Here is a 22,899-nt window from a genome sequence, read left to right on the forward strand (position 1 = left end):
TATCCTTATTATATTGGGAAAATTGTAGTCGTATTAAAAACAATCTTATACTTATACCTATCAGGTTTTAAAAACTTAATACGTTTTTCTAGAGATAATTAATTCTACTCAAACAAAGTCGATGATAAATAACGATCGCCACGATCGCAAATAATTGCAACAATAACACCTTTATCTATAGTTTTGGCAATTTCCAAAGCACAAAAAACAGAACCACCACTACTCATACCTGCAAAAACGCCTTCTTCTTTTGCTAAGCGTTGGGTTATATTTTTGGCATTTTCTTCCGTTACATCTATAACAACATCTACTTTAGAGCGATCAAAAAACTTAGGCACATATTCTGGCGACCATTTTCTAATCCCGGGTATTCTTGCGCCATCAGCAGGTTGCGCACCAACTATTGTTATCTCTGGATTCTTTTCTTTAAGGAATGTAGACGTTCCCATAATAGTTCCCGTAGTCCCCATTGTGGCAACAAAATGTGTTATTTGGCCTTCAGTATCTCTCCAAATTTCTGGACCGGTTGTTTTATAATGTGCTTTCCAATTATCATCATTTTCAAACTGATTTAAAACAGTATACCCTTTTTCATCTCGCAGTTTGAAAGCTATATCTCTTGAACCCTCTATACCAACATCGGCTGGTGTTAAAATAACCTCAGCTCCATAAGCACGCATACTTTTAACACGTTCTATAGTTGAGTTCTCAGGCATAATAAGCACCATGTTTAATCCTAAAAGTTGAGCAATAAATGCTAGAGCTATTCCTGTATTTCCACTGGTAGCTTCAACTAAAGTACCTCCTTTTTTAATATCACCTCGTTTTAAAGCTTCAGAAATCATATTGAAAGCCGCTCGATCTTTTACGCTTCCGCCAGGATTATTTCCTTCTAACTTTAAAAATAAGCGCACTCCTTTTTTATTAATTAAGTGCGTTGCTTCGACTAAAGGCGTATTTCCTATTTCGTCTAATATTGTTTTACCGTATGCCATTTTTCTTCGGTCTAATTTTAATTTCTGTTTGATAGGTTACCAATGAATCTTCGGGTACCGATTGAGTAATCCAAACATTAGCTCCAATAATGCTGTTTTTACCAATTACAATATCGCCTCCTAAAATGGTTGCGTTGGCATAAATGGTAACATTATCGTCTATGGTTGGGTGCCTTTTAGTCGATGCTAAATCTTTCGATACTTGTATACCTCCTAAAGTTACGCCTTGATATATTTTTACTTGCTCACCAATTATTGAACTTTCGCCAATTACAATTCCTGTACCATGATCGATATAAAACGATTCGCCAATAGTAGCACCTGGATGAATATCGATACCTGTAATACCGTGAATATATTCACTCATCATTCTTGGTAAAATATAAACTCCTAATTTATACAACTCATGACTTAATCTATATATTGAAATAGCGTGAAAGCCAGGATATGCCATATAAATTTCGGCCAAACAATGGGATGCAGGATCATTACTCTCAAAAGCAATTGCATCTAAATCGAGTTTTCTTCTAATTGTGGGAAGTTCAGATTTAAAAGTCTCCCAAAGACTAGAACCGTTCTCAATCTCTAATGTCGTTAATATTTTTAAGAATGTTTCTTCTAAATGTTTAGCGTGTATTGTTTCGTGATCGCAATCAAACAGCGAGTAAAACAGTTTTTTCGTAAATGTTTTAACGGTATCTTTTAAACAAACATTATAACTTTTCATTGGCTATATCTGTAATTGATTTATTCTATATTAAAGTTTATAAAAATAAAACTAATCCTTTTAAAAAGCTTCCTTTTTGAAACATTAAATCCTGCAAGATTTTGGAAACCTTGCAGGATAGTCATGCCTTGTGTTTAGTTTAGACCCTTTTAGTAAAATACTAAAAAGATTTATCGTTTACTAAGTAATAGCTTGAACTACGGCTTTAGGAGCTTCTTTACGAGTACCATCAAAACCATCTACACCAGAAACTGTAGTATATTTTAAAACATTTTTCTTTCCTGGATGTATAATTTTATATGCCGCTTGGCACATTATAGTCGCTTCATGAAAACCACAAAGAATTAATTTTAATTTACCTGGATAGAAATTACCATCACCAATAGCAAAAATACCTGGGATATTAGTTTGATAATCTAATGCATTATTAACTTTTACTGCATTTTTTTCAATTTCTAATCCCCAATTAGCTATAGGTCCTAATTTAGGTGAAAGCCCAAATAAAGGTATAAAATGATCGGTTTCTAAATTAAAAGGTTCTTCGTCCTTTCTTGTTATTTCTATAGCTTCAACCTTACCGTCTCCTAAAATATTAGTGACTTCTGCAGGCGTTATAAGGTTTATTTTACCAGCATCTTTTAATTCTTGAACTTTTTCAACTGAATCTAAATGTCCTCTAAATTCATTACGTCTATGTATTAGTGTTACGCTTTTTGCTATATCGGCTAAAAAGATAGACCAATCTAAAGCAGAATCTCCACCACCAGCAATGATAACGTTTTTATCGCGATACACTTCTGGTTCTTTTATCATATACTCAACACCTTTATCTTCATATTTAGAAAGATTTTCAAGTTGCGGTTTTCTAGGCTCAAAACTACCTAAACCACTAGCTATAGCTACAACTGGTGCTTGATGCTTTGTCCCCTTATTTGTTGTCACTATAAATGTACCATCTTCCTGCTTTTCAACAGTATCTGCACGTTCACCTAAAGTAAAACCAGGTTCAAATTGTTTTGCTTGTTCTAATAAGTTTTTTGTTAAATCTCCTGCTAAAATCTCAGGAAATCCCGGAATATCATAAATTGGTTTTTTAGGATACAATTCTGAACACTGCCCACCAGGCTGTGGCAACGCGTCAATTAAATGACATTTCAATTTTAATAATCCAGCTTCGAATACTGTAAATAAACCTGTTGGCCCCGCGCCAATTATTAGTATATCTGTTTTAATCATTTTACTATGCTTTATATATAATTACTCTTTTTTTTCTATTAGTCCTTTTGTGAATTCGTTTAACGTTTCCACTTTTTGTTCAAAATCACCTTTAATGGTTTTTCTAAACTCGTTTAAATTTTTCACTAAATCGTCTACATTTTCAGGAATAACATCCTCAAAAAATTGACGCAAACGTTTTGCTGTAGTTGGAGATTTTCCGTTAGTAGAAATTGCAACCTTCACGTTTCCTTTCGTTACAATACCACCCATATAAAAATCGCAATATGGCGGATTATCGGCAACGTTAACTAATTTAGCTTCTGCTCTACAATCTTTCCAAACTTGCACATTTACTTCCGGTATATCTGTCGTAGCAACAACCATATGCTTGCCAATAATATATTTTTTTTTGTAAACGTCTTCAACTAATGTTACACAACCTGTTTTTGCAAGTACCTTAGTTCCTTCTCGAAACATTGGCGATACCATAGTTACATGCGCATCTGGACTCGATTTTAATAAGAACGTTAATTTTTCTTCAGCGACATTTCCTCCACCAACAATAAGGACATTCAAGCTTTTTGCTTTCAAAAAAATAGGATATAAATTATTTCTTTCCATAATTTATTTCTTATTGACCTCTTTAAAAACAGTACTTAGAACAGCTCGTTCTTTAACCACATCGCCAATAACAATAATGGCTGGATTAGCAAGTTGTTTTTCTGCAACAATTTGTTCTATAGTCCCTATGGTTCCTATACCAACATTTTCGTTATCTCTTGTTCCGTTTTGAATAATGGCAACAGACATATCTTGCTTATTTTCTTCTGAAAAAACCTTAACGATTTCTCCAAGCTTACCCATACCCATTAAAATAACAACCGTTGCTGATGATTTTGCCGCTAAAGCAACATCACTAGATAATTGATGCTTTTTTGTTGTACCAGTAATTACCCAAAAACTTTCGGCAGCACCTCTTTTTGTAACAGGAATACCTTGATACGCTGGCACCGCCATAGAAGATGAAATACCAGGTACTACAAATGTTTCTACGCCAAATTCTCTAACGTAATCAATCTCTTCTGCACCACGTCCAAAAATAAAAGGATCACCTCCTTTTAAACGTACTACATGTCCTTTTTCTTTAGCTTTAGAAACTATAAGTTCATTAATTTGTTCTTGTTGAAAAGCGTAGCACCCCTTGCGTTTACCTACAAAAATAAGCTCCGCATTTTCGGATGCATATTTAAGTAAAGTCTCATTAATAAGCGCTTCATAAAGCACCACATCTGCAGATTCTATCGCTTTAATTGCTTTAAGCGTAATTAAATCTTCATCTCCTGGTCCTGCACCTACTATGGTTAACATCGGGGTTTTTAAACTCATTTGTAATTTTAAATTACGCCTCTTGTTCGGCTGTTCTAAACGCTCTTACAGCTGCTAAAAATTTATTTGCGCTATCAATATAGTTTACAGCAAAATCTTTAGTTGGTGCGTTTTTATTAATTTGGTATATCAATTCTGAAAATGAAGTACCTAATTCAATTTTTCCGCTTTCAACAAAAACTTCATCAAACTGAGAAATAATTCCGGCGTGTGTATTCGTCTTTTTATTCTCTGCTAATAATAACGCTTTTGCGGAATTAACTAGAGATGTATAAGCATAATAAATAGCACTTGAATATACCCCATTTTCAAAAGACGTTTTAGCATTTTCAATTTTCTCTTCACTTTCAAAGAACAATGTAGCAATTAAATCAATAACGACACCTGCACATTCACCAATACCTATTTCTTTTACGTATTTTTCTTCTTCACCCCAATCGATAAAATCTTCTTGAGTTAAATTAGTAACGTCTTGCAAATCGTTTAGTAAGTCGTAAAAATAACGTTCTCCAGTTACTTTATAATAATCTACAAAAGACTTTCCTTCTGCATTTGCTTCAAAATCATTTAAAATTCTACGTAAAGCTTCAGGACCTCTTTTACTTGGTACTTTTACTACCTTATCAGCAAAAAGAGCATTTCCGTTACCTAAATTTCCTCCACCTAACAATACTTGTAATGCTGGTGCTACTAATTTATCTGGTGTTCTCACAGTCATACCCTGAAAACCAATATTTGCCATATTGTGTTGTCCACAAGCATTCATACAACCACTAATTTTAATAACTAGATCTTGATTTTTTAAATATTGTGGATATTCAGCTTTAATTAAACGTTCTAATTCTACTGAAATACCAGTACTACTTGCTATACCTAAGTTACAAGTATCTGTTCCTGGACAAGCTGTAATATCTACGGCTTTATTATACCCAGCTTCTACAAAGCCTAATTTTTCTAATTCCGTATAGAAAAATGGTACTAATTCACGTTTTACAAACGGAATTACAATATTTTGACGTAACGTTAAACGAACTTCTCCAGCTCCGTATTTATCAACTAAATCGGCTAATAATCTTGCTTTATCTGTATAGAAATCACCTAATAATACTTTAACGCCAATCGCAACAAAACCTTCTTGTTTTTGTGGAATTAAGTTAGTCGATTTCCAAGTTTCAAATGTTTGTTGATCTTTAATTTCAGCTAAAGGAATATCTTCTATTTCTACAGGTATAGCTTCTTTGTAATCATCTGCATTAATAACAACACTTTTAAATTCAATTGCTTCTTGTTCTTCAGCAATTAAAGCTTTAAAAGCATCTAAACCTATATCTTTTAGCAAGAATTTCATACGTGCTTTAGCTCTACTTTTACGTTCACCGTAACGATCGAAAACTCTTAAAACACCTTCCATTACTGGAATAATTTTATCCGATGGTAAAAAACTGTAAAGTTCTTCTGCATGACGGGGCTGTGAACCTAATCCACCAGCGACCATAACTTTAAAGCCACGAACACCATTTTCTACTTTCGCAATAAAACCAATATCATGTAAGTACGATAATCCGGTATCTTCATCAGTATTCGAGAAAGACACTTTAAATTTACGTCCCATTTCTTGACAAATTGGGTTACGTAAAAAGAATTTAAAAATTGCATCGGCATAAGGCGACACATCGAAAAGTTCATCAACATCAATACCTGCTGTTTCCGAAGCCGTTACGTTTCTCACAACGTTTCCGCAGGCCTCACGTACCGTAACATCATCTTTTTCAAGTTCTGCCCAAAGCTCTGGTGTTCTTTGTAAATCTACATAGTGAATTTGGATATCTTGACGGGTTGTAATGTGTAAACGACCACGAGAATATTCATCTGAAACATCAGCGATTCTACGTAATTGATTACTTTTCATTTTCCCGTAAGGAATCTTGATACGAATCATTTGAACACCTTCTTGACGTTGACCATAAACGCCACGTGCCAAACGAAGACTTCTAAATTTCTCTTCATCAATTTTACCATTGTTAAATAGCTCAATTTTATTAGCTAATTCAATGATATCCTTTTGTACTATTGGATTTTCTATTTCTGTTTCAAAACTTTGCATGATATACCTGACCTTTTTCTTATTAGAAAAATATTTTTTGTTATTTGTTACTGAATAAAACCAGCTCCAACCGTATTGTTAGATTGCGGATCTATTAAAATAAACGAACCGTTTGTTCTATGGTTTTTGAATTGATCAAAAAAGATAGGTTTGTTTAATTTAAACGTAACCGACGCAATATCATTAACACCTAAAGATGTTGCTTCTTTATCTATTCCCGAATAATCAGGATTAATTTTGTGGTTAATTTTATCAACCTTAGCTAATACTTTATTAACTCCATGTTGGACAATGTATTTACCCCCAACGGTTAAGTTTTCAGAATCCATCCAACATACATTAGCTGTAAATTGCTTGTCGATTGTTGGCAAATCGTCTGCTTTAACAATCATATCTCCACGAGATACATTAATATCATTTTCTAAAGTAATCGTTACCGAAGAACGTCTTGATGCCGTTTCATACTTTTCATCGTAGAAATAGATATCCTTAATTTTAGATTTTGTTTTAGATGGTAAAACAACAATATCATCTCCAACACTTAAGTTACCTCCATAAACTTTTCCTGCATATCCTCTAAAATCATGAAAATCTTCAGTTTTAGGACGAATTACATACTGCACAGGGAATCGTGGTGTACCAACATTATATATATCCTTTTTATCTAAATCTTCTAAATGCTGTAATAAAGCATTACCTGTATACCAAGGCATTTTATCAGATTTATTAACAACATTATCACCCTGTAACGCACTTACAGGAATGAATGTTATTTTTTGATCTTGGTAATCTCTTTTGCTCATTAATTCAGAAAAATCAGCTTTAATTTTATTATAAATTTCTTCTGAATAATCAACTAAATCCATTTTATTAATAGCTACTACAACGTCTTTAATTCTCAATAAATTATTGATAAAAAAGTGACGATTGGTTTGCTCAATAACACCTTTTCTAGCATCAATTAAAACGATAGAAGCCTGAGATGTTGAAGCACCTGTAACCATGTTACGCGTATATTCTACGTGACCAGGAGTATCTGCTATAATGTAACTTTTCTTTTTAGTTGAAAAATATATATGTGCTACATCAATAGTAATACCTTGTTCTCTTTCGGCCATTAAACCATCTGTCGCTAATGAAAAATCTAGGTAATCATACCCTAGTTGTTCACTTTTATCTTCAATCGCTTTTAACTTATCTGAAGTTAATGATTTTGTATCGTAAAGAATGCGACCGATTAAGGTACTTTTACCGTCATCTACACTTCCTGCTGTTGCAATTTTTAATACTTCCATTGTTATTATAATGTTGGCTAAAAGCCTAATTTGTATTCATTTTAAAAGATTCCGTTTTCACGGAAATGACAAAATTGATATTCTAGAAATACCCTTGTTGTTTACGTTTTTCCATAGCGCCCTCAGATCGCTTATCATCGATTCTAGCACCACGTTCAGAAATAGTAGAGTCTCTAATTTCTTCCACTACTTTCGAAATAGATACCGCATCAGAATATACAGCTGCAGTACAACTCATATCTCCAACAGTTCTAAAACGAACCATTTTTTCTAATACCTCTTCATTCTCATCTCTGTAAACAACTTCATCTTCTGCAGACCAAATCATGCCGTCTCTTAAGAATACTTTACGTTTGTGAGCAAAATATATTGAAGGAATCTCAATATTTTCTTTCTCTATATAAGACCATACATCTAATTCTGTCCAGTTAGAAATAGGAAATACACGTACGTTTTGTCCGTGCTCAATATCACCATTCAACATATCAAATAACTCAGGACGTTGGTTTTTCTCATCCCATTGACCGAAATCGTCACGAACAGAAAAAATACGTTCTTTAGCTCTAGCTTTTTCTTCATCACGACGCGCACCACCTATTGCTGCATCAAACTTAAATTCTTCAAGCGCATCAAGAAGCGTAGTAGTTTGCAACATATTTCTACTTGCATAACGACCAGATTCTTCTTTTACCTTACCTTCATCAATAGAATCTTGAACGTTACGTACAATAAGCTCTAAGCCTAATTCTTTACATAAACGATCTCTAAATTCGATAGTTTCAGGAAAATTATGCCCTGTATCTATATGCATTAAAGGAAAAGGTATTTTTGCTGGGTAAAAAGCTTTAACAGCCAATCTAACCAAAGTAATTGAATCTTTTCCTCCAGAAAACAACAACACAGGCTTTTCAAATTGTGCTGCCACTTCTCTCATAATGTATATAGCCTCGTTTTCTAACGAATTTATACTTGATGTGTCTTTATTCATAATCTTATTTATTATTTCGCTTTCGCGGAATATATTCTTTATTTCTATTTACTACAACTGTAATGTGTTACTTTTTATCCGTGCAAACCACATTCTCTGTTTTCTAATGCTTTGGTTGGATCGAAATATTTAAATTCGTTTGGCAAGTTATTTTCTTCCAAATACGTATCTAATTTTTCATCGCTCCAAAAATAAAACGGGCTCACCTTTAAAACACCAGCTTTACTAACACTAAAAATGCCAATGCTATCTCTAAAAGCTGTTTGTCCTTGGCGTAAATTTGTAAACCAAACTTTCGGTTTGTGCTCTGCCATAGCTCTTGCAAAAGGCTCTAACTTTACTTGTTCTGTAAACAAAGCATGTTCTGGAGCATCTACACTTGGAATCCCCATAACCACATCTCTATGAGATGATGTTTGTTTTGGCACATATAAAAACACATTTAAATCTAAGTCTTTTATAACCTGCTCTGCATGCTTATATGTTTGTGGCGTATTGTAACCGGTATCGCACCAAACTACTGCCGTTTTAGCTTTAACCGTATTTACAGCGTGTAAAATAGCAGCCTCATAAGGTCTAAAGTTTGTAGTCACTACAGCTTCGTTGCTTAACTCGAAAGCTTTAGCTATTATTTCTGCTGGTGAAGCATTTTTAAAAGCTTCATTTAATGTATTTAATTCTGATTGTTCTATCATTATTTTCCCCATTTAACTGAATTCCAAATACGCTCGTGAAAAAAGTACAGTATCATTTTTGTTACAAAATCTACCGATGCGATAGATGCTGCTACTGAAAGTTCTCCTGTTAAAAAATAAGAAACTATTAAAGTATCTAACGTTCCAATAAGTCTCCAGCTTAAAGCTTTTGCTACACTTCTAATTGGTTTTTCACCAACTGCATCTTCTTGATAAGTAGACTTTTCTTTATTTTTTAATAACATTTGCGCTATCATTTTCTTAATCTTATATTAATCCTACCGTTTTAGTAGGAGTTACAAATGTAATACATTTTTGCACATAACAAATAGGTTTTAGGATTTTTTTAGGATAATGAAATATTTTCGGGTTAAATTGAAGAAAATCTATAGAAAACCGAAAATTTCTCATGATTTTATCAAGATTTAATATTTGATAAATCGGCTAATGTATTGTTTCGGAGCACTTCCAACGTATTATCGCGTATCATAATCATGAGTTTATTCACACTACATTGATGTTCATCTGGACAGTCGTCACACTTTTCGTAAAAATTAAGACTAACACACGGCACCATAGCAATAGGACCTTCAAGAACCCTCATAACATCGGTCATTTTAATCTCCGAAGCCTCTTGTCTTAAATAGTAACCGCCATGCTTTCCTTTCTTAGACCCCAAAATACCGGCTTTTCTTAAAGTCAACAAAATACCTTCTAAAAATTTCTGAGGAATATTTTCACTTTTCGCTATTTCACCAACAGGAACAGGCGCATCACCTTCACTTCTAGCTATAAAAGTTAATGCCTTTAATCCGTATTTTGTTTTTTTAGATAACATGTGGTAAATATAGTTATTTAAAACACTTTGCTAATATAATTATTCCTTCTAAGTTTTCTAATTAGTTGTATGCGATTTTTGTAAAGCATAAAAAGTAGCTTGTACATAATCATCTGCATCTCCCGAATTATTTTGATTATAAACACCTGCCTTAAAATACATATACTGTCCACCAACATCATAACCACTATTAGCCATATCAACAGTTTTTATAACATCATCTTTTCCTTCTCTAGAAATAGTAACCGTTAAAGCATTACTTACTACTTTTATATTATAGGAGAATTTTTCGTCTAAAGCAATGCCATCACTTGGGTTAGAAGCACTGTTACTTCTAGAGCCAATTAAATCATACCATTGTTCACTACCATATCCATCCCTAGGTTCGTGAGCAAAATATATAGATCCCAAAGCATTATCTTTTAATTTTCTATAATAAAGACGAATAGGCTCATCATCATTGGCATGGATTTGTCCTACAATAACACGACCAACTTGGCTATCATCTCCAGTTGTTGTTACATAGTTTACAGCAACCGTAGCACTCATTTCTCCATCAAAACTAGCGGCATTCGTTTTATCTGTTGTTGGTGCAGATCCAAAAACCCAATTATTTTTATTTACACCTTGCGTGCTAATACTTGTATTAGTACCTCGCAGCATTTCGCGTAACTCAACTCGCGTATAACTAGTATTTACAGACGTTTTAAAACCAGCTATAGGACATTTAAAAACCATACCTCCATCTGTAGCTGTATAAAAATAGGTGCTATTTTCGTAATCTGCATTAATTTGAGCAACAGTAATAGTCAAAGCGGTACCATTACCTTTATTTTCTGGAATACTTAAATTCCAAGTCGATAAATCAAAATTACCAGATGGCGTTGCATTAGCATCTAAAGCTCCCGTATTTTCAGCTTTTGCCGCCTGAGTAATTGTTAAATTTCTTGAAATATCGCCTCCAATAACACTTACGGAACCTGTACGCACAGTGGAGTTTGGGTTTGCTGTTACAGAGATATTTATAGAACCATTATTAATTCCACTTGTTGGAGACAAAGTAATCCAATCATTATTATTAGCTGTGTACCAATATAAATTAGCCGTTACTGTTATTGATTTTGTTTCTTCACTTGCAGAAAACTCCGAAACGGTAGATATTTCTAAGCTATCCACCTGCTCTTCTTCTCCAGAATCACTTGAACTACAATTAAAGGCAACAGTTAAGACTAAAAACGCACAAACAATATTTAATAATTTCATTATGTAAATAATTTTTATAAAAATAGCACCTTAAATTATGAGAAACTAAAAAATAATGGCTTTTAAGTAAAATCTAAGCAAGTGCCTGCTCTATATCGGCAATAATATCATCAATATGTTCTAAACCTAAAGAACAACGCACCATACCATCTGTAATACCTGCAGCCGCTTTTACACTAGCCTCAACTTTAGCATGCGTTGTACTTGCTGGGTGTGTTACAATAGTTCTAGTATCTCCTAAATTAGCCGATAGCGAACACATTTTTATACTATCAAAAAAGGATTTACCACCTTCTATGCCACCTTCAACTTCAAAAGCCACAATACTTCCTCCCATTTTCATTTGCTTTTTAGCAATGTCATGTTTAGGATGCGACTTTAAAAACGGATATTTCACCCATTTTACTTTAGGGTGTGCTTCTAAAAATGTAGCCAACTTTAATGCATTTTCACAATGTCTTTCAACTCTAATCGCTAGAGTTTCTAAAGATTTAGATAATACCCAAGCATTAAACGGACTCATAGACGGTCCTGTTAATCTCGAAAATAAGTAAATTTCTCTAATCAATTCCTTTTTACCAACCGTTACCCCACCTAACACACGACCTTGACCATCCATTAGCTTAGTAGCAGAATGAATTACTAAATCTGCTCCAAATTTTATAGGTTGCTGTAAATACGGCGTTGCAAAACAGTTATCGATAACAAGCAGTAAATTATGCTTTTTACAAATAGCACTTAAAAACTCTAAATCCAACACATCAACACCTGGGTTTGTAGGCGTTTCAGCATAAATAAACTTCGTATTTGGCTGTATTAAACTTTCTATGGTTTCAACTTCATTGATATTGAAATATGAACATTCTATATTCCATTTCGGAAAATACTTAGTAAACAAACCATGCGTAGCACCAAAAACAGAACTGCAAGACACCACATGGTCTCCAGCATCCAACAACGTTGCAAATGTAGAAAACACAGCAGCCATACCACTTGCAAAAGCAAAACCAGCCTCTGCACCTTCCATTTTACAAACCTTATCTACAAATTCGTTTACATTAGGATTGCTATATCTACTATATAAATCACGTTGTTTCTCTTCCGCGAAAGACGCGCGCATCTCCTCAGAATCTTCAAACACAAATCCAGACGTTAAGTACAAAGGTACCGAATGCTCCGAAAATTGTGTATTTTCACTCTGTGTGCGTATCGCTTCTGTTTCAAAATGTTTTTTCTTCTCGCTCATTGTATTTTCACTATTCAATAAAGGTAAAAACCCTCAAAGATTTATTTTTAATATTTTTATTTAGGCATTTCCCTATCGGGTCGGGCTTTCCGCTATATCTTTTTTGAGAAAAACAAAAAAGGATGCCGCATCAATCCCTAATGCACTTACCTGCTATGGTTGTTTTAAAACCGACAGGGTTTTGGTTTTCTTCCAAAGACCTATTAGATTTTAAAAACCTGACAAATCTGAGATTTCCGCCTTCGCGGAAATAGAAAAACAATATTAATTGATATGCTTAGATAATCGTAAAATATCGCCAAACACACCACGCGCTGTAACCTCTGCTCCAGCACCTGCACCTTGGATCACGATAGGTTGCTCACCATAACTCTCAGTAAATATTTCAAAAATAGCATCCGAACCTTTTATTTGCCCCAACGTACTATCATTTGGTATAGATACGAGTTTCACCTCTAAAACGCCTTTATCTTGAGATAAATCTCCCGATAAATCACCAATGTAGCGTAACACGTGTCCTGGCGCTTGTTTATCCTTTATAGCTTGATATTGTTCATTTAAAACATCTAATTGTCCTAAAAATGATTCCACAGATATATTTTGATACGCTTCTGGAATTAAATTCTGTACCGAAACATCTTCAAATTCATTATGCAAATCTAACTCTCTCGCTAGAATTAATAACTTTCTAGCTACATCATTTCCAGAAAAATCTTCTCTCGGATCTGGTTCTGTAAAACCTTTGTCGATAGTTTCCTGAATAATTTCACTAAAAGGTTTATTTTCGACAGAAAAATTATTGAATAAATAACTTAACGTTCCCGAAAACACACCACGGATTCTTGTAATATTCTCACCAGATTCGTGTAATAACTTAATAGTATCAATTAAAGGTAAACCTGCGCCAACCGTAGTTTCATATAAATATTGTTTGTTATTTTCTTTTAACTGAACACGTAAATCTTTATAAAATTTATGAGAAATGGTGTTTGCAATTTTATTAGAAGATACCAAATCGAAACCAGCCTCTATTAAAGGGATGTAGTTTTCATAAAAATTTGGACTCGCCGTATTATCCACTGCAATTAAATTTTCTAAATGATTTTCTCTTGCAAAAGCAATAATATCCTCAATAGAACTTTCTGTTTCTACCGTTTTAATAGCATCCTCCCAATTAGCATCAACACCATTTTTACTTAAAAGTTGCTTTTTAGAATTCGCAATAGCAAATACATTTAAGTTAATGGCTTTACGTTTTTCAATATCGCTTCTCGATTTTAAAATCTGATTAATCAATGCGCCTCCAACACCTCCGTGTCCGAAAATAGCAATGTTTATTTTTTTAGAAATTCCGAAAATCTCACCATGAATCACGTTCATAGCTTTATGTAATTGCGATTTTTTAAGCACTAAACTTATATTTCTTCCGGTAACGGTATTGTTAAATAACAACGGCGTAATCTGGTTTTTGATAAGCGCATTAAATGGTTTGTGAAACGAACTTAACTCGATACCAATAATAGAGATTACCGATACATCGTCTACCACATGGATTTTATTTACATCCTGAGAATAAAAATCGTTTTCAAACTCACGCTCTAACGCAATGACTGCTTGTGTCGCTTCGCTCGCATTAATAATTAAACCAATACCACGCTCTGATGAACCTTGAGAAATAATACTCACACTAATATCATGAATACTTAACGCTCTAAAAATTCGAGCATCTACTCCACTTTTACCTAACAAACCACGACCTTCAAGGTTTAGCAACGCTACGTTATCTAAAACAGAAAGCGATGTTACTTCTTTAGCACTTGGTTTTGCCGTAATTAATGTGCCTTCATCCTCAGGATTAAAGGTATTTAAAATACGTAAGTTGATATTTTTTTCAACTAAAGGAATAATGGTTTTGGCATGTAAAATGGTAGTTCCAAAGTTCGCCAACTCATTCGCTTCACTAAACGATAATTCTCTAATTTTTTGAGCATCGGCAACCAAGTCTGGGTTTGCCGTATATATACCGTTTACGTGTGTATAATTTTGTAACTCTTCAGCATCTAAATAATTCGCAATCAATGCTGCCGTATAATTACTTCCATTTCTACCTAAAGTTGTGGTTTCATCTTTTAAATTTGAAGCAATAAAACCAGTGACCACATTCACCGCATCTTTATGAGCTTTAAAAAAGGCCGTTACATTATCTTTAGATACTTTGGCAATAGGAATAGCATTCCCAAAGTTTTCATCGGTTTTTATTAAAGTTCGAGAATCAACAGCGTTGGATTTTATTTGCTTCTGATTAAGTAATTCTGAAACCATTTTAATAGCCAACAATTCGCCTTGAGCTAAAATGGTATCTTTAATCTTTCCGCTGTAATCTCCAAGTAAACTAACACCTTCAAATAATTTATCAAGCAAGGTGAACTCATCTGTAAAATCGATGGTTTTTAAAGGTTCTTTTTGGTAGTTTTTAAAAGTCCCTAATTGTGCTTTATAATCTATGCCCTTTGCAGCAAGATTTAAAAGCGCTTCTAATTCATCGGTAGCATTACCACGCGCTGAAACGACAACCGATATTTTATCGCCATTATTAATTTTATTTTCAATAATGGTTATTACATTATTCAATCCTTCGCCATTGCCTAAAGATTTGCCTCCAAACTTTAATACTTTCATTCTTTTCTTTTTTGAATCTGGCACAAAAATGCCTTCTATAATTTTTTCTAACTGCTCGTATTCCATTAAAAACGCATCGTGCCCATGTACCGAATGAATTTCGTTATACGTAACATTTGGGTTGGTTAATGCTAATTGTTTGTGCGTTTCTCTGTTTTCTTCGGCTGTGAAAAACAAATCAGAATCGACACCTACAATATGAATATTAGCTTCAATATTTTCTAAGACATTAAAGTCTTCTGGTCTATTTTTGGTAACATCAATTGTTCTAAGCAACTGATTCATTAACTTATAAGCTGAAAGCTGAAAACGTTCTTGCAACTTTTTACCGTGATGCAACAACCAACTTTCTACATTAAATATCTCTAAATCTACATTTTTAGAACGATGAAAACGCTCTTTAAAAGATTCTGGAGTTCGGTAACATAACATGGCGTGCATTCGCGCATCGTGCACCGGGTTTTTAGAATTGATTAAAAACTGCTCTTGAATCTGGCAGTTTGCTATAAGCCAATCTGTAGATTTCCAATCGGTTGCGATAACTACCAAGTTTTCGGTAAAATCAGGTTGTAAAACGGCCATTTCCCATGCAATTCCACCTCCTAAAGAACCTCCAACGGCTGCAAAAAGTTTTCCTATTTTTAATTCTTTTAAACCTAGTAAAAATATTTTTGCGACATCGCGTGCTATAAAATCCTTGTAATTATCAATAGCAAAGCCATCATAACTGTTTCCTGGAATATTAAATGCTAAAATGCTGTATAGTTTCGTGTCGATTACTTTATCATCGCCAACCAAATCTAACCACCAGCCATCTTCCCCAGCCACATCACTGTTTCCTGTTAAAGCATGATTGATTAACACAATAGGTGCGCTTCCAAGCGGTTTTCCAAACACTTGATAACTTAAATTAATTTCAGCATTAAGCACATCGCTTTCCGTGCGATAATTTTTAATGGTAATATGTTGCAATGGATGCTTCAATGGTTTGTGTATTTATATTAGACCTGCTCCATTAAAAAAACCGAGCAGGTCTTAGAAAATCAAATTTTAAAATATCACTTTCGTGAGAATAGTAAATTTAATAATTAGCCTCGAATTTACGAGTGTTATTATTAAATGGTTGCAAAAGCCGCCGTTAAATCTGCTTTTAAATCGTCTATATCTTCAAGACCAATAGATAAACGCACTAAATCGCTGGACACTCCAGCAGCTTCTTGCGCTGTTTCATCTAACTGTTGGTGTGTTGTACTTGCTGGATGAATAATTAAAGATTTAGTATCTCCAATATTAGCAAGTAATGAAAACAACTTGGTATTATCGGCAATTTTCTTAGCAGCTTCAAAACCACCTTTATGTCCAAAAGTAACTAAACCACTTTGTCCTTTAGGTAAATATTTATCAGCTAAAGTTTTATATTTACTACTTTCTAAACCAGGATAGTTTACCCATGCAATATCATCTTGAGACTCTAACCATTTAGCAATTTCCAAAGCATTAGCACTGTGTTGTTTTATTCTTACCGGTAATGTTTCTAAACCTTGAATAATTTGAAATGCGTTAAACGGACTTAAAGCACCACCAAAATCACGTAAACCTTCTAATATTAATTTAAAAACATAAGATGCAGCACCTAAAGTTTCGTAGTATTTTAATCCGTGGTAACCTGCAGAAGGCTCAGTAAATTCAGGGAATTTTCCGTTAGCCCAATTAAAAGTTCCACCGTCAACAATAGCACCGCCTAAAGACGTTCCTTGCCCACCAATATATTTAGTTAAAGAATGAATAACAATATCTGCTCCGTGTTTTAAAGGATTTAATAATACTGGCGTAGCCACTGTATTATCTACAATAAAAGGCACTCCTGCTGCTTTAGAATGTACAGCAATAGCTTCTAGATCTAAAACATCTAATTTTGGGTTCCCTAAAGATTCTACAAAAAAGGCTCTTGTATTATCTTGCACTGCTGCTTTAAAATTCTCTGGGTTAGAAGCATCTACAAAGGTAGTTGTAATACCAAAACGAGGTAAAGTTACATTCAATAAATTATACGTACCACCATATAAACTGCTAGAAGCTACAATATGGTCTCCTGATTTTAAAAGCGTTAATAAACCTGTAGAAATAGCCGCAGTACCCGATGCAAAAACAACAGCGCCAACACCTCCTTCTACAGCCGCTAAACGATCTTGTAAAATTTGATTAGTTGGGTTGTTTAAACGTGTATAGATAAAACCTAGCTCTTTTAAAGAAAATAAGTTTGCTGCATGACCTGAATCGTTAAAAACATATGATGATGTTTGGTAAATTGGCACGGCTTGTGTTCCTCCGTTTGCTTTAACGTCGTGTCCTGCGTGTAATGCGTTTGTTGATAATTTGTGATTGCTCATTTTTCTTATTTTTTTAGTTAATTGGTTGCCGCTTTTTTTGCGATTAAATAAAAAGTCAAATTCACTTTAAAAAAGTGTACTTAATAGAAAAATGTTATAAGAAGATTTAAAATTGCAGAAAGCAATTCTTGTTAGTTATCTATCCAAACACCAATAAATGAATTGGTAATTTAAGTAGAATTTAGCACCTTCATTACTAATTGTAAAGGGTTGCTAAGGCTTCAGCGGGTCTATCCCTCCACCTTTCTTGATAACATTTCAGTAAGTTTATTGAACTTTGTGAATGCAAATATTCAATTAATAAACGCTAATATCCAAATTTTTAACAGGAATTTTTAAAGTTTTACCAATATCGCAATGTTTTATTGTTTTAAGGCTTGGCTTTTCTAGAATGTTAAAAATCATAGAATTTACTTATAATAAAACTGAACTTAGCCAGCCCGTCCTTTTTTACTTTTAACTCCTAGACTAATGGCAGCCAAACATTATCAAATATTAAAACTAATAAGTTTTTTTTGGAAATTTATTTTTTCTTCTAAAATACTCGTACGCAAAACCGAGGTACTCCAACACACCAAAACTATCAAAGATTTAAGAGCAACCTTTTAATGTTTACAGCATCTATAAAATAAAAATCAAATGAAAAAAATCTATTTAATTCTATTACTATGTGCTATAAGTCTACAAAGTTGTAATGATGACGACTGTAATCAAAGTTGTTTTACACCACCTGAAAGTTTTAGTTTTGAAATAATAGACAAAACAAATGATGAAAATTTATTTACAAATGGAACCTATCATTCTCAGCAAATTACAATAACAAACACCTTAAATAATTCTCCTTTAGAATTTACTTTCATATCAGAAAACAATATCAACCTTATTCAGATTGGTTCTATAGGATGGGAAACAGAAATTGTAAATTTAAAAATTGATATTTCGAATATACATATCTTTGATTTCTACGTTGATTCTGAAAGAAAAACTGAAGATTGTTGCCCTCATACTGAATACAAAGAAATATTAATAAGTAACTCTGAATTTGAATTGAATAGCCAAACTGGAATTTATAAAATTCTTGTAAAATAAAACAATTTATCAATATTATATATAAAAACTACTGATTCTCAAAAGAATAAATATGACATTTGTTTCTTAGTCTTGTTAAACAAATTATTTTACCCTAAATTATTTTGGTATTTTATTTATTGAAAAAACATCGCCTGTTTTAGCGATCCATTCTCTAAGCATTTGTCTATGCTCCTCAATTTTTTTTTGATATTTTTTTGAATTAATTAAAGATTTTAATTCACCAGGATCATTCTTCAAGTCGAAAAACTGTTCTGGGTATTCACCACCATCAAAAACAAAATATTTATACCGTTCTGTAACAACCATACGCCCCACAAACACTTTTCCTTTAGGTTTGTTTTTTTCTTTTTGTTTTAATTCTGAAACTACATATTCTCTTTTCTCCTTAGGTTTCTTTGTGTTTTTTAAGAAATATGGACTCAAATTTTCACCATATAATTCCGTAGAAAATGTAGCGTTTCCTATCCCGCAAATAGTTGGATACAAATCTAAACCATTTGAGGACAAAACTTTAGAATCAATAATTCCCGATTTGGTATGCCCTTTCCATGAAACAACAAGAGGCACGTTGATAGATTCTTCATAAAAATTCATTTTTTGATTCCATTCGTGTGCTGAATGTCCATCTCCATGATCGGAAGTATAAAAAATAATAGTATTCTCAAGCTCTCCTTTTTCATCTAAAGCATCTATAATACTTAATATATGATTATCCATTTTCTCAACCAATCTATCATATCCGTATAAATATTGTCTCCACTCTTTTTCTTTCCAATACTTTACAGGGTGTTTTCCAAAATTAACTCTATCCGTTGTATCGGGAGTTCTCCTTGTATAAAATCCTTCGGCCTCTTTTAATGGAATATTAAAATTTTCTGGTAACGGCGGACATTCTTCTATAGCCATATCTTCTGCCACAGCACCATCGTGATAATCATCTTCTAGATCCGAAATATTACGAGCCAATTCACAACAATCATGAGGGTTTAATAAGGACGTAACCATAAAGAAAGGTTTGTCTCGTTCTTCATTTATAAAATCGATTGATAATTTAGCTGTTTTGGTATCATTATATTCACGTTTATACGATTCGAAACCATGCCATTCTGAAACATTTTTTATTTTCGAATTAGAAACATGCCACTTACCATAATATGCTGTATTATAGCCCGCATCTTTCAATGTTTTTCCTATAGAATTATATTCCATAAGGTTGGGGCCACTTTTACTAGGCATTACTCCTGTCATTAAAGAAGCTCTAGAAGACATACATACAGGATAAGTACAATAGCTTCGTGTAAAGGTAACGCCGTATTCGGCTAATTTATCTATTCCCGGAGTTGTAACATACTCGTAGCCTGTTTGGGTCATGATTCTACCCGAATGCTGATCGGATATAATTAGTAAAATATTTGGTCTGCTTTGATTTTCTGGAATATTTTTTCCGCTTTGAGCAAAACCATTTTGAAAGCTTAGCATCAACAAAACAGCATAAACTTTTACAACTTCAATATTCATGTTTATTTTATTTTATTTGAAATTAGCTTTAACATTTCCTCAGCATATCGTTTACCTAAAAGTCGCTGACTTGCACTATCGAAATGAGTATCATCAATAGTTAATGTATTTTCAGTAGTTATAACTCCCGTATTTCCAACAGTATTAGGAAGCTCTAAAATCATGATATTAAAATTATTTCGCTTAGGCTTATCTGGTGATAATTGTCCTGCAACAAACGGTAAGTTAGGAGTATTTAAATCTGCCCGTAAAGACTCAATTAAAGTTATTATTTTTGGCATATATTTATCATACCTTCCTGCATTTGTTTCACCTTGATGCCAGATAACACCTTTCAAAACACCGTATTCCATTGCTTTTCTCACCTGTTTGATTGCTTGATTATAAAGCGTACCTCTAGGTTTCCACTCCTCAATAGAAGTGCCCCCTTTCGCATTTACTATAAGGCCTATTTTCTTATTAGGCATGGCATTAACCATTTCTTTTGCAAAACCGTAACTCGGTCCTAATTTTTGCATTTTAATTCCTTTCCTAACTGTAGAATATTTATTCAAAGGATTTGCCGCTTTTTCCCATGGTTCATCTTCTTTTCCAGTAAACAAGAACACATTTTGAATACTGTCTTTATCTTGCTCCTCAATAGTTGCTCTTCCAGCCATATTAGACTGGCCAATGCACAAATAAAGGTCCATTGAATTGGTTTCCTTTTTTGATAAGTTATTTACAGATTTACATTGATACAAGAATCCAATGCAAATAAAAACAAGTACTTTATAATATTTCATTTAATTATTTTGAATTGACCAATTTAGTTAATGTATTAATTTAAAAACTTATAAATAATCCAAAGATCCATTTATATCCTCACCTAAACGCTCTTCAAAAACTATCCATTTCGGGATAAATAACAGGATTAATTTCAGAACGAGAAAAAGTATCTTCGTTTATTTCTTTTATACTAGAAGAAGACACACAAACTATTTCTAAAAAAATAGAAAACTAATGATATAGAATAATTTATTTTTCTCTAATATCAAAATAATCAAGTAAATTATACACGTTAATATTTAGGTTTTTCATTTTTTCCATCATAGGTTTCCATACTTCATACTCGTTACTTACAATACCTTTATTAGCGTCAACATTTGAAGGATCTACGCCTTTTGCCGTAGGATCGTTATCTTGATATTTAAAGTAATGCCAACCTACACAGTTTTTCGATTTTAATAAGGTTAAATTATAATTCTGATAAAAAAGACCTCTATCTTTTTGCGTTCTCACTATCCAACCTGCTCCACTGGTATTGCCCATACCAGAATCTTCTCCTTTTACATAATATTCAGTTACAATAAAAGGTTTACCCGACCAAGTTGCCCAATTATTCAAGTCTTCAGTATCAGGTGTCCAATGATTATAATAATTATTAGAAATAACATCTAAATACTTACCTGCGACTTTCATAAATGCAGGGTGATTTTTTTCTTCACTATAAAAACGAGCTCCAATATACATATGGTTTGGATCGTATTTCTTTATAGCTTTTGAAACTACAGAAAAATACTTATCTCCAACAAAAGCCATAAATAATTCGCGATACTCATCGGTAATTTCTTCTTTACTTATCCCTTGTTTCTCCAGCCATTGCTTTGCGGCTAAATAACCATAATCATCTGTTGGTAATTTTAAATAATTATCTAAAGCCTTAAATTTGAAAGGCATTTCATTATCAGAAAAGTATCCGAATAAATTTGGATCATCTTTATATTCTAATAATTGCCTAGCATGAGTGTCACAAAATGTTTCAAAATTAGGATCGAACACAAAAATAGCATCATTAGGATAACCTGTATGCCCAGGTTGTTGATGCGTACCTCCTCGTTTACGCCCATAACTACTCATAAAATTCCAATTAACAGTATAAGGAAATGGTTTTTTGAGTGTTTTATTAACGGCAACAATTACCTCAACATCAGACCATGATCCCGCACAATTAAAACCATTTTCTCGAAGCATTTCTATGGTTTCATTAATCCATTTTTCTTTAGTTTGAAACTTTTTTACAAAAGCCGCTTGGGTTCTTTTTGATTTTCCTGTATTGATACTATTCAATGCTATATTGAAGTATCTATAGCCTAACGGATCAATACCCCACCAACGGTCTTCTATTTTTTTTACATGAAAAAAACCTGTAATATCATTAGTTTGGTATTCTAAATCCCCACCGTATTTACTAAGCTTAGCTATAGTTTTTGATCCTTTAAAGTCTGAAAGAAATTCTAAAGTTCGTGTTTTAAAAGGCTGATAATCTTTATAACTTCTTGTGCCATCTTTATTATAAGTTTTCACCTTCGCATCAACCAAAATATAATCTTGTTTTGAGCCATTTACACCTTGCTTCGTTGCACTTTTACATCCTAAAAAAAGCAGAACTACAGCAATACAGATTATTTTTTTCATCTTACTCT

Annotated in this window: 19 protein-coding genes and 1 riboswitch; of the genes, 1 reads left to right on the forward strand and 18 read right to left on the reverse strand. The window is 33.2% G+C overall.

The window, feature by feature from the left end; translation table 11 throughout:
• Positions 1 to 104: 104 nt before the first annotated feature.
• The 15 genes from cysM to M4I23_RS09760 all read right to left on the reverse strand — a co-directional run bounded on the left by cysM (position 105) and on the right by M4I23_RS09760 (position 17,824).
• Entirely contained in the window at positions 105 to 995 is an 891-nt protein-coding gene (cysM, locus tag M4I23_RS09690) for a cysteine synthase CysM (protein ID WP_249754249.1), read from the reverse strand.
• The gene (gene epsC, locus M4I23_RS09695; RefSeq protein ID WP_158844165.1) at positions 982 to 1,722 is read right to left on the reverse strand and encodes a serine O-acetyltransferase EpsC; all 741 of its coding nucleotides are present in this window, start codon (positions 1,720 to 1,722) and stop codon (positions 982 to 984) included. The genes cysM and epsC overlap by 14 nt, the downstream gene beginning before the upstream one ends.
• Before the next feature lie 180 nt (positions 1,723 to 1,902).
• The gene (locus tag M4I23_RS09700; RefSeq protein WP_249754250.1) at positions 1,903 to 2,958 is read right to left on the reverse strand and encodes an NAD(P)/FAD-dependent oxidoreductase; all 1,056 of its coding nucleotides are present in this window, start codon (positions 2,956 to 2,958) and stop codon (positions 1,903 to 1,905) included.
• 21 nt (positions 2,959 to 2,979) lie between these two features.
• Positions 2,980 to 3,561 (reverse strand): bifunctional precorrin-2 dehydrogenase/sirohydrochlorin ferrochelatase, encoded by a 582-nt coding sequence (locus M4I23_RS09705; protein ID WP_249754251.1) that lies wholly within the window; start codon positions 3,559 to 3,561, stop codon positions 2,980 to 2,982.
• 3 nt (positions 3,562 to 3,564) lie between these two features.
• Complete coding sequence (cobA, locus tag M4I23_RS09710) at positions 3,565 to 4,326, reverse strand: uroporphyrinogen-III C-methyltransferase (RefSeq protein WP_249754252.1); 762 nt, start codon at positions 4,324 to 4,326, stop codon at positions 3,565 to 3,567.
• A gap of 13 nt (positions 4,327 to 4,339) precedes the next feature.
• Complete coding sequence (locus M4I23_RS09715; RefSeq protein ID WP_249754253.1) at positions 4,340 to 6,430, reverse strand: HEPN domain-containing protein; 2,091 nt, start codon at positions 6,428 to 6,430, stop codon at positions 4,340 to 4,342.
• Positions 6,431 to 6,477: 47 nt separating this feature from the next.
• A complete protein-coding gene (locus tag M4I23_RS09720; RefSeq protein WP_249754254.1) occupies positions 6,478 to 7,725 on the reverse strand; it encodes a sulfate adenylyltransferase subunit 1 in 1,248 nt (415 codons plus the stop codon).
• Positions 7,726 to 7,807: 82 nt separating this feature from the next.
• Complete coding sequence (gene cysD, locus M4I23_RS09725) at positions 7,808 to 8,713, reverse strand: sulfate adenylyltransferase subunit CysD (RefSeq protein WP_249754255.1); 906 nt, start codon at positions 8,711 to 8,713, stop codon at positions 7,808 to 7,810.
• Between the two features lie 74 nt (positions 8,714 to 8,787).
• Positions 8,788 to 9,408, reverse strand: a complete 621-nt coding sequence (locus M4I23_RS09730) for a phosphoadenosine phosphosulfate reductase family protein (protein ID WP_249754256.1) — start codon at positions 9,406 to 9,408, stop codon at positions 8,788 to 8,790.
• Positions 9,408 to 9,665, reverse strand: coding sequence for a DUF2061 domain-containing protein (locus M4I23_RS09735; protein WP_158844179.1), 258 nt, complete (start codon positions 9,663 to 9,665; stop codon positions 9,408 to 9,410). The genes M4I23_RS09730 and M4I23_RS09735 overlap by 1 nt, the downstream gene beginning before the upstream one ends.
• A gap of 161 nt (positions 9,666 to 9,826) precedes the next feature.
• Positions 9,827 to 10,246 (reverse strand): Rrf2 family transcriptional regulator, encoded by a 420-nt coding sequence (locus M4I23_RS09740; protein WP_249754257.1) that lies wholly within the window; start codon positions 10,244 to 10,246, stop codon positions 9,827 to 9,829.
• 57 nt (positions 10,247 to 10,303) lie between these two features.
• Positions 10,304 to 11,509, reverse strand: coding sequence for a polysaccharide lyase family 7 protein (locus tag M4I23_RS09745; protein WP_249754258.1), 1,206 nt, complete (start codon positions 11,507 to 11,509; stop codon positions 10,304 to 10,306).
• A 73-nt stretch (positions 11,510 to 11,582) separates the two neighbouring features.
• Positions 11,583 to 12,755, reverse strand: coding sequence for a PLP-dependent aspartate aminotransferase family protein (locus M4I23_RS09750; protein ID WP_158844185.1), 1,173 nt, complete (start codon positions 12,753 to 12,755; stop codon positions 11,583 to 11,585).
• A 264-nt stretch (positions 12,756 to 13,019) separates the two neighbouring features.
• The gene (gene thrA / locus M4I23_RS09755; protein ID WP_249754259.1) at positions 13,020 to 16,418 is read right to left on the reverse strand and encodes a bifunctional aspartate kinase/homoserine dehydrogenase I; all 3,399 of its coding nucleotides are present in this window, start codon (positions 16,416 to 16,418) and stop codon (positions 13,020 to 13,022) included.
• 131 nt (positions 16,419 to 16,549) lie between these two features.
• Positions 16,550 to 17,824: an O-acetylhomoserine aminocarboxypropyltransferase/cysteine synthase family protein gene (locus M4I23_RS09760; protein WP_249754260.1), complete on the reverse strand. Its 1,275-nt coding sequence runs from the start codon at positions 17,822 to 17,824 to the stop codon at positions 16,550 to 16,552.
• 132 nt (positions 17,825 to 17,956) lie between these two features.
• Positions 17,957 to 18,081, reverse strand: a riboswitch (SAM riboswitch).
• Positions 18,082 to 18,463: 382 nt separating this feature from the next.
• On the opposite strand from M4I23_RS09760, the gene M4I23_RS09765 reads away from it, so the two are divergent.
• Positions 18,464 to 18,913, forward strand: coding sequence for a hypothetical protein (locus M4I23_RS09765; protein ID WP_249754261.1), 450 nt, complete (start codon positions 18,464 to 18,466; stop codon positions 18,911 to 18,913).
• 99 nt (positions 18,914 to 19,012) lie between these two features.
• On the opposite strand, the gene M4I23_RS09770 is transcribed toward M4I23_RS09765, so the two are convergent.
• The 3 genes from M4I23_RS09770 to M4I23_RS09780 form a co-directional block, all read right to left on the reverse strand.
• Positions 19,013 to 20,434 (reverse strand): sulfatase, encoded by a 1,422-nt coding sequence (locus M4I23_RS09770; RefSeq protein WP_249754262.1) that lies wholly within the window; start codon positions 20,432 to 20,434, stop codon positions 19,013 to 19,015.
• A gap of 2 nt (positions 20,435 to 20,436) precedes the next feature.
• Positions 20,437 to 21,219: a sialate O-acetylesterase gene (locus tag M4I23_RS09775; protein WP_249754263.1), complete on the reverse strand. Its 783-nt coding sequence runs from the start codon at positions 21,217 to 21,219 to the stop codon at positions 20,437 to 20,439.
• 232 nt (positions 21,220 to 21,451) lie between these two features.
• Positions 21,452 to 22,891 (reverse strand): hypothetical protein, encoded by a 1,440-nt coding sequence (locus tag M4I23_RS09780; RefSeq protein ID WP_249754264.1) that lies wholly within the window; start codon positions 22,889 to 22,891, stop codon positions 21,452 to 21,454.
• Between the last annotated feature and the right edge of the window lie 8 nt (positions 22,892 to 22,899).

It is taken from the genome of Algibacter sp. L4_22 (assembly GCF_023473045.1).
Taxonomy (GTDB): Bacteria; Bacteroidota; Bacteroidia; order Flavobacteriales; family Flavobacteriaceae; genus Algibacter.